Origin of the sequence: Olsenella uli (genome assembly GCF_901212675.1) — a bacterium.
GTDB lineage: Bacteria > Actinomycetota > Coriobacteriia > Coriobacteriales > Atopobiaceae > Parolsenella > Parolsenella uli_B.
Genome location: NZ_CAAKOQ010000025.1, coordinates 21,799 through 28,317, shown reverse-complemented (window position 1 = coordinate 28,317; position 6,519 = coordinate 21,799). Strand labels below are relative to the sequence as shown.

Here is a 6,519-nt window from a genome sequence, read left to right as displayed (position 1 = left end):
GGGTCGCCCACGTGGCGCCCCGCCGTTGCCGTATACTGGAAAAACCTGTATCCGCAGCATCGAGCGAGGAGAACATGAACGCCAAGAGCGATTCCGGGGAGTGTCACAGTACCGGCCTTGATGACCCGCATGCCGTCCGTGGCCTGAACCCAGCGCACCGCAGCCCTGTCGAGCACAAGGAGGCGCGCGCATGGATGTCCTGCTAAGCATCGTCCTCACGTTTCTGCTCACCCTTGCCAACGGCTATTTCTCCATGAGCGAGGCTGCCCTCGTCGCCGCCAAGCGCGCCGTCCTCGAGCACGACGCCGAGGAGGGCGACAGGAAGGCCAAGGTCGCCCTCGAGCTCTCGAGCGACTCGGGCCAGTTCCTCGCCGCCATCCAGGTGGCCATCACGCTCGTCGGGTTCTTCTCGGCGATGGTCGCGTCCAGCACCCTGTCCGATCCGCTAGCCGCCTGGGCCGTCTCGCTCGGCGCCCCCGAGGGCCTGAGCTACGCCATCGCCCCTTCGGTGGTCACCATCCTGGTCTCCTACGTCTCCATCGTCATCGGCGAGCTCATCCCCAAGCGCATCGCGCTCGCCAACGCCGAGGCCGTCTCCAAGTCGGTCGCGGGCTTCCTCTCCGGCTTCTCGCGCGTGGTAAAGCCGCTGGTCTGGCTCACGAGCGCCACCGCCGAGGGCCTCTCCAAGCTGCTGGGCATCAAGAACGCCGACGACCGCCAGGAGGTCTCCGAGGAGGAGATCCGCTACATGGTCACTGACGCCGACGACCTCTCCGACAAGGAGAAGTCGATGATCCACGAGATCTTCGACCTGGGCGACGCGGTAGCGCGCGAGGTCATGGTGCCGCGCGTGGACATGACCGCTGTGGAGGACACCGAGACCCTGGGCGAAGTGCTCGACCTCATGCGCCGCACGGGCTTCTCGCGCATTCCCGTCTACCACGAGGACGTCGACCGCATCGTGGGCGTGGCGCACATAAAAGACCTGCTCGGGCCCATCGTCGACAAGGGTGCCAACGACGTGCCCGTGCGCCGCTACGTGCGCGAGCCGATCTTCGTGCCCGACACCAAGGACATCATCCCGCTGCTCTCCGAGATGCAGAGCACGCACGACCAGATGGCCATCGTGGTGGACGAGTACGGCGGGACGGCCGGCGTCATCACGATCGAGGACATCGTGGAGGAGGTCGTGGGCGAGATCGAGGACGAGTTCGACCCCGACAACAAGTACCTCACGCGCCTCTCCGAGCGTGAGTGGCTCGTGGACGGGCGCTTCTCGATCGACGACGCCATCGACCTGGGCTGGCCCATCGAGGACTCCGACGAGTACGAGACGGTGGCCGGCTTCATCCTGGAGCTTGCCGACTCGGTGCCCGAGCCTGGCGAGGTCTTCGAGGTGAAGGGGTACAAGTTCCGCGTGCAGTCGATGCGCGGCCGCCGGATCGCGCTGCTTCGCGTGACGGCGCCCGAGCCCACGCCCGAGGCGGACGAGGGCGAGGCCGCGGACGGCGAGGCTGGCGAGAGGGAGCGCGAGGACCGCGACAGCCGCAGGCGCGAGGGTCGCGAGCACGACGGCCACGAGCGCGAGGAGCGCCGCGAGCACGGCGGCAAGCGCGAGCACGGCAAGGACGCCGCGGGCTCGGAGAGGAACGGCAAGTAGGACGGCGCCGCGAGGCACGGGAACCATCGGGAGGACATCATGGCTCAGCTCATCGACATCACAAAGGTTGCGGTGGCGCCGCAGCACTTCACGGCGCGCGTGACCATCGCCAATGGCGGGCCGCTCACCACCGACCAGGACCTCGTGGGCACCACCCACGTCTACAACCTGCTGCCAGACATCATCGACCACGCCTGCCTGGGCGACAAGGGCGCCACGTTCAAGGACGTCATGGGCGCCACCGAGGTGGCCCACCTGCTCGAGCACGTGGCCATCGAGCTCATGGCCCGCACGGGCATCGCGGGTGACATCAGCTGCGGGCGCACGTGGGAGGTCACCGGTGAGCCGCGCACCTACGACGTGCAGCTGGCCTGCCCGGACGACGTGCTCGTGGCCTCGGCGCTGTCGAGTGCGGCGTGGATCTTGCAGTGGGCCTACTCGGGCGCGCGCGACCCCAAGCCCGACGTGGATGCCATCGTGGCGGGCATCCGCTCGCTCGTGGCCGACGCCGACGCACTGGCGGCAAAGCGCGAGGCCGAGAAGGCCGAGCAGGAGGGCGCAGGCGCGGACGGCGGCGCTGCGGGCGGCGGTGCTGCGGGCGGCGCGGACGTGGTGGCGGGCAGTGCCGCCACCCCCGATGCCGGCGAGGCCGCCCCGCTCGAGGCCCCCGCGGCCGCGGGGACGCCGAACGCGGACGCCACGCCCGCGTCTGCCGACGCTTCTGCTCGCGCACACAACTGACGGGTATAATCACGAGCAACAGTTCGTTTGACGATGCGCCGGCGGCAGGGGTTGGGCAAGGGCGAGCGCGCCAGCAGCGCGCGGGTGCCCGGTCCCACGTCCGTGGTGCCAGAGGAGGAAGCTATGAGCAAGGGTGCAGTTGGATTCGTTCTCGGTAGCGTGTTTGGTGCCGCCGTGGGTGCCGCGGCTGGCCTGCTTCTGGCTCCGCGCTCCGGCGCCGAGAGCCGCGCCATGGCCGCTGACGCCATGAACGACGCCTGGGATGCCGCGGCCGACGCCTACGAGAAGAGCGGCAACGTCGTCTCCAGCCACATCAACAACCTGCGTCCCACCGTCGACGCCACCACCGACGAGCTGCGTGCCAAGATCGACCTGGCCCGCGAGCGCATGGATCAGCTCCGCTCCACGCTCTCGGACAACGTGGCCACCGCGGCCGATACCGTGACCAACACGGTCTCCGCCGTCGCCGACAAGGTGGGCGCCCCCGTGGCGCAGGCCCCGGCCGCCGAGGCCGCCGACGTGCACGTGACCGCCGCGCACGCCGACACCACCGAGTCCGACGAGGACGAGAAGCCCGAGGCCTAGGCCGCAAGGCACGGATAGCGAGCTAACTGGGGCGCCAGCGGGTTTCCGTCGGCGCCCCTTTGTATGGGGGAGAGTCCGCACGACGCGGGATCGCGGCTGTGGCCGCACGGAGAAGCCGCGGCTGCGCGCACCGCGCGGAGGAGTCGTGGACGCACGCGTCCCGCAGCTCAGACCAGGGGGAGATATGCCAGCAACCACGATGGGCGTGCTTGCCCGCCTGAAGGTCTACACCTTCAAGAAGCAGTCCAAGAAGCAGATCGAGGCCGGCGAGGAGCCGCAGCCCAAGAAGCTCGGCCGCGTCCACAACCTGGTGTTTTCCCCCGACAGCCGCCGCGTTGTGGGCATCATGGTGAAGCGCCCGGACATCGCGGGCATGGTCAAGCAGGCCGACCGCTTCCTCGCCCTCGACGCCATGGACGTGCGTGAGGGCGGTATCGTCTGCACGCGTGAGAAGGATGGCTTTGACGACGCCGCGGCCAAGCGCCTGGGCCTTGACCTCGACCGAAGCATCATCTGGGGCGGTGCCGACGTGCACTGCGAGTCGGGCAAGTTCCTGGGCTACGTGATGGACGCCCGCTTTGACCTCGCGACCGGCGACATCGACTGCTTCTGCGCGCAGGAGGGCGAGACGGCGTCGGCGCTCGTGGGATCGTTCGAGATTCCGGCCGCGTGGGTGCTGCGCTACAGCAAGGGCACCATGGTGGTGCGCGACGAGGCCGCTACACTGCAACTTTCTGGCGGCCTGGCGGGCAAGGCGGGCGAGGGCTACGCCGTTGCCAAGGACAAGGCCAAGGAGACGGCCGCCAAGGCCGGCGCCGCCGCGGGCGAGGCCGTCGACAAGGGCAGCCACGCGCTGGGCGGTGCCCTCGGGCGGCTGGGCGCGGGCATGAAGCAGGCCGTGGACAACTTCCAGGTCGAGTCGGGCGTGGGTAGGAAGCCTACGGGCGAGAAGGCCGTGGCAAAGGGCGGAAAGTCCGTTGCGGGTGTCGCCGCCCGGACCGCGGGTGCCAAGTCCGCCGCTGCCAAACCTGCTGCCGCCAAGTCCTCCTCAGCCAAGTCTCCCTCCGCCAATAAGCCGCAGGCAGACGACGTGTCCAAGGCTGCTGGCAAGGCCGCGCGCGCCGTGGGCGAGCAGCTGGGCAAGACGTCGGGCATGTTCTCCGGGTTCCTCCGCGAGTTCAAGGACGCGAGTAAGTAGGGCTGGAAGTCGCACGCGCGGGCCTGCTGCCACTCGCAAGGACCCGCTGCCGCGCATGGGCCGCCACCGCGAAGCTCGGCCCGTACGCCCACGTTCCGCATCTTGCCTCCGGCCCCTCCGCCCGTGCGCTTTGCGCTGCGGGCTGCTACCATCTCGTCTCAAATGCACCTGAAACGCATAAGGACGGACTGCCATGCCTCAGCGTCACAACCCCTACGGACCTCGCGACTCCCGCGACTCGGGCAACCCTTACGCCTCGCGCGAGTCCCGCAGCTACCACGCCCGTCCGCGCGCCAACACCCATCGCGTGGCCGAGCACCATGGCGCCGCCCCGCACGTCGGTCCCTGCGCCCCCGTGCAGCGAGACTGCGACCGTGACCGCTCCCGCACCTACCGCGACCGCGACCACGTCTCTGCGCCGCAGAGCCCCTACGCTGCGGATTCACGCCACGAGCACGCCCCGCAGCCGCGCCGCCACATCTCCGACCCCCGCCGCGAGCAGGCCCAGCAGCCCGGCCGTCCCGCCGCACTTGGCTCCAACGCCGCCAAGTCGGCGGCCTACTCGCGCTATGGTGCGGGCACGCGCTACGCCACGGCCCAGCGCGACCGTTCGCGCGGTCGTCTCGGCACGGGCAAGGCGCAGACGGGCCTCCGCCTCCCCAGCCTGGACGTGGGCGGCGGCTCGCGCAGCCAGGCCCTCGGCGGCGGCTCCAACCTGGGTGGTGCCCGCAACGCGATCATCGGCATCGTGGCCGTGGCGCTCGTGGTGATCGTGGCTATCGTCCTGTGGAGCAACCGCAAGGTGGCCATCACGGTGGACGGCAAGAACCTGCAGGTCAAGGTGGGTAGCACCATCGACCAGGTGGTCTCCGAGGCGGGCGTCTCCACCAATCCCGGCAACCTCATCTCGGTCTCGGGCAACAAGCTCGTCGACGGCCAGGGCTATCCCTTCGTGGTCAAGCTCGCCGGCAACGAGCTCGATGGCGACGCCACGGCCAGCTACCACGCCGCCGACGGCGACGAGCTCACCTTCGAGGACGGCCGCGACCGCACCGAGGACTACGACGTCCAGGTGGTCGACGAGCAGCCAAAGCTCGAAATGAGCGGCGAGAAGTGGGGCAACCTGAGCTACGTCTCGCAGTGGCCCAAGGCCGGAAAGTACGAGATGCGCACCGGCAAGCAGTCGGGCGAGACCGCGCGCGGCGACCAGATCGAGGACACCCAGAACGCCATCGTGAGCATCCACCAGATCAAGCCCGACGACGATAGCAAGAAGCTCGTGGCCCTCACCTTCGACGACGGCCCGGCCGAGAAGTACACCGAGGCCTACCTCGACATTCTCAACCAGTACGGCATCCACGCCACGTTCTTCAACCTGGGATCCGAGATCGAGAACTACCCGGACCTCTCCAAGAAGGTCGTCGAGCAGGGCAGCGAGGTCATGAGCCACACCTACCAGCACCAGCAGCTTTCCAAGCTGGACGCGTCGGCGCTGCAGAACGAGTTCTCGACGGCGTTTGCGGCCATCAAGGACAAGGTGGGCGTGGACACGACCGGATTCCGCCCGCCGTACGGCGACTTCACCGAGAAGGCGTGGCTGAACTCCGGCGGTCTCGCGAGCGTGTCGGTGCTGTGGAACCAGGACTCGCTGGACTGGAAGCGCCCCGGCGCGGACGCGATCGTGGCCAACGCCACCAAGAGCGTGACGAGCGGTAGCATCATCCTCATGCACGACGGCGGCGGCCCCCGCGACCAGGACGTGCAGGCGCTGCCCCAGATCATCGAGAAGCTGCAGGCAGATGGCTACCAGTTCGTGACGGTGAGCGAGCTCATGCAGTCCGACAGTTCTATTCCGGCCGACATCGCCGCTGGTACAGCCACCATGCCCGACGGCTCCACCTGGCCTACCGAGATCGCGACGAGCGGGGACTCGAGCAGCAGCGGGTCGTCGCCCTCGGGCAGCTCGAGCACCGCGAGCACGACCAGCTCGGCAAGCATGAGCTCGTCATCAAGCAAACAGTAGGTTCGCTTGGCCCAGGGGCGTCCGTTCATGCGGGCGCCCCCGGGCCCTTCGCGGCCAGCCGCTCGTCTCATCCTTTACGCAGGTCTGATGATGTTTGCGGCACGCCCTGTCGCGGGGCGTGTACAATGACTTGCGTTTGGCGGCGGACTCGGTCTGCCGCCGCTGCTGGCAAAGCCCAGCCCAGCCGGCTCGCGCCGGAACGCTGGCAGCTCCAGCATCCGCCGGCCCACACCCGGCGTTTCTGTAGGCAAAGAGAAGGGTCATTGATGAAACCTCGACCTGAGAGTCGATGACCCCGTGTGACGTGCTCTT

At 68.7% G+C, this 6,519-nt stretch carries 6 protein-coding genes; all 6 read left to right on the top strand.

Annotated features, from left to right (window positions below; all coding sequences use genetic code 11):
• Nucleotides 1–206, top strand: a 206-nt coding sequence (locus EFAMC1_RS02880) for a hypothetical protein (protein ID WP_222838619.1), incomplete at its 5' end; no start/stop codon positions are given.
• Nucleotides 191–1,660, top strand: coding sequence for a hemolysin family protein (locus tag EFAMC1_RS02875; protein ID WP_154052831.1), 1,470 nt, complete (start codon nt 191–193; stop codon nt 1,658–1,660). The genes EFAMC1_RS02880 and EFAMC1_RS02875, both read left to right, overlap by 16 nt.
• A 39-nt stretch (nt 1,661–1,699) precedes the next feature.
• The gene (locus EFAMC1_RS02870; RefSeq protein WP_154052830.1) at nt 1,700–2,401 is read left to right on the top strand and encodes a cyanophycin synthetase family protein; all 702 of its coding nucleotides are present in this window, start codon (nt 1,700–1,702) and stop codon (nt 2,399–2,401) included.
• 123 nt (nt 2,402–2,524) lie between these two features.
• The gene (locus EFAMC1_RS02865; RefSeq protein ID WP_154052829.1) at nt 2,525–2,986 is read left to right on the top strand and encodes a YtxH domain-containing protein; all 462 of its coding nucleotides are present in this window, start codon (nt 2,525–2,527) and stop codon (nt 2,984–2,986) included.
• Nucleotides 2,987–3,170: 184 nt separating this feature from the next.
• Complete coding sequence (locus EFAMC1_RS02860) at nt 3,171–4,184, top strand: PRC-barrel domain containing protein (RefSeq protein ID WP_154052828.1); 1,014 nt, start codon at nt 3,171–3,173, stop codon at nt 4,182–4,184.
• Between the two features lie 193 nt (nt 4,185–4,377).
• A complete protein-coding gene (locus EFAMC1_RS02855; RefSeq protein WP_154052827.1) occupies nt 4,378–6,207 on the top strand; it encodes a polysaccharide deacetylase family protein in 1,830 nt (609 codons plus the stop codon).
• Nucleotides 6,208–6,519 lie beyond the last annotated feature (312 nt).

Coding starts and splice junctions, on each gene's coding strand:
- EFAMC1_RS02875 (WP_154052831.1), top strand. CDS start 191: ATGGATGTCCTGCTAAGCATCGTCCTCACGTTTCTGCTCACCCTTGCC.
- EFAMC1_RS02860 (WP_154052828.1), top strand. CDS start 3,171: ATGCCAGCAACCACGATGGGCGTGCTTGCCCGCCTGAAGGTCTACACC.
- EFAMC1_RS02865 (WP_154052829.1), top strand. CDS start 2,525: ATGAGCAAGGGTGCAGTTGGATTCGTTCTCGGTAGCGTGTTTGGTGCC.
- EFAMC1_RS02870 (WP_154052830.1), top strand. CDS start 1,700: ATGGCTCAGCTCATCGACATCACAAAGGTTGCGGTGGCGCCGCAGCAC.
- EFAMC1_RS02855 (WP_154052827.1), top strand. CDS start 4,378: ATGCCTCAGCGTCACAACCCCTACGGACCTCGCGACTCCCGCGACTCG.